Here is a 1,286-nt window from a genome sequence, read left to right as displayed (position 1 = left end):
TTTCTTCCCAAAGTGTTCATGCAAGAATGGAAGGTCAAAGGACACACTCCCCTTTCCAAGCCTTCAACCTTGCAATGCCCAAAGCTCCCTCCACTTTGGCCGGCCATGAATCACTCCAAGTGGGCGTTGAAGGATCAAAGGAAGCACATCCCTTCAAGCAAGCCTTGTTCCATGTTTTCTTCCCAAAATGAGCATGCAAAAGAAGGAAGTCAAGAGGCCAATCCCCCTCTCCAAGCCCTCCCACATGCCACGCCAATCCTCTCCATTTGGTCGGCCATGAAGAATCTTCCCATCCATGTGGGCATCAATTTTGGGGTTGTAATTTGGGTTCAAGGGTTTGAATTATTTTGAATTCAAATGGGCCTTGGGTGCCTATTTAAAGGACCCAATCCCTCCATTGTAAAGCTATTGAATGATTGAATGAAAAGAGTGTTTGAGTTTGTTTATCCTCCAACCATTGTCTCCTAGACTAGGTTTGAGTGAAGTTGCCTTCGTCCCCAGGGACGTCGAGTGGTGTGAGGCCACCTGTCCGTCGCCCCAGGGCGTCGCGAGTCCTTCATCCTCCTGGATGTCGAGTGGTGTGAGGCCAATCATCCTTCGGGACGTCGCGGGGTGCGAGGCCCCAAGTTATCTCCCTCTTCGACTTCGGAATCCAGCCGCAGACACCGGGCTCGAAGCCCCTTTTCAACCCCATCTCAGTCCCTTTATGTACATCTCTCCATTTTGCTAATCCCTATTTTGTTTGCCTGTGTCCTCTCGGGGTATCTCGCACCTGAGATGTGGGCCACTTTGCTATCGCGATCTTCTCCGACCGAAAGCCGGGCATCTAATGAAATTGATCGCCGCATCCAGGCCGCTGGTTTGGGGCAAATAAAATTTATTTTTGAGTATTTTTATTCACTAAAACATTTGTAAGAGGCAATAGTTGGTTCTACATTACTACTTTTACCCCAAGTATAACGATGTTGCCAATCAACTACTTTATTATTTTCGGTGTTTGTTTCTAAATAATGTCTTTTGGATGTTTGGTTCACCATTTTATCATAAGTAGCATCCCAAGTATCATAATGTTGCCAATCAACTACTTGTTTATTTTCTTTGCGCTTGTTTCCTAAATAATGTCTTTTAGAAGTTTGCTTTTGGCTTCCATCATAAGTAGCATCCTGCTACTGTATTATTATTTTTCCAATCCACTGACTTATCTTTTCAGTACTTCCGCAAATAATGCCTTTTCTTTAATAATTTTGATTACCATTTTTTATCATAGTTTTATCCCAAGTGTTAAC

General features: G+C 44.2%; 2 protein-coding genes. One reads left to right on the top strand and one right to left on the bottom strand.

Annotated features, from left to right (window positions below):
- A partial coding sequence (locus ACEW7V_RS00755) for a hypothetical protein (RefSeq protein ID WP_374695570.1) occupies positions 1-351 on the top strand: 351 nt, incomplete at its 5' end.
- A gap of 542 nt (positions 352-893) precedes the next feature.
- Here ACEW7V_RS00755 and ACEW7V_RS00750 read toward each other — a convergent pair.
- Complete coding sequence (locus tag ACEW7V_RS00750; protein WP_374695569.1) at positions 894-1,037, bottom strand: hypothetical protein; 144 nt, start codon at positions 1,035-1,037, stop codon at positions 894-896.
- Positions 1,038-1,286: the final 249 nt, after the last annotated feature.

Source organism: Areca yellow leaf disease phytoplasma, from assembly GCF_041920595.1.
The sequence above is the reverse complement of the archived record's forward strand: the minus strand, read 5'-3'. Positions and strand labels throughout refer to the sequence as shown.

Excerpts from the sequence above, each read along its gene's own strand:
- ACEW7V_RS00750 (WP_374695569.1), bottom strand. The coding sequence starts at position 1,037 with ATGGTGAACCAAACATCCAAAAGACATTATTTAGAAACAAACACCGAA.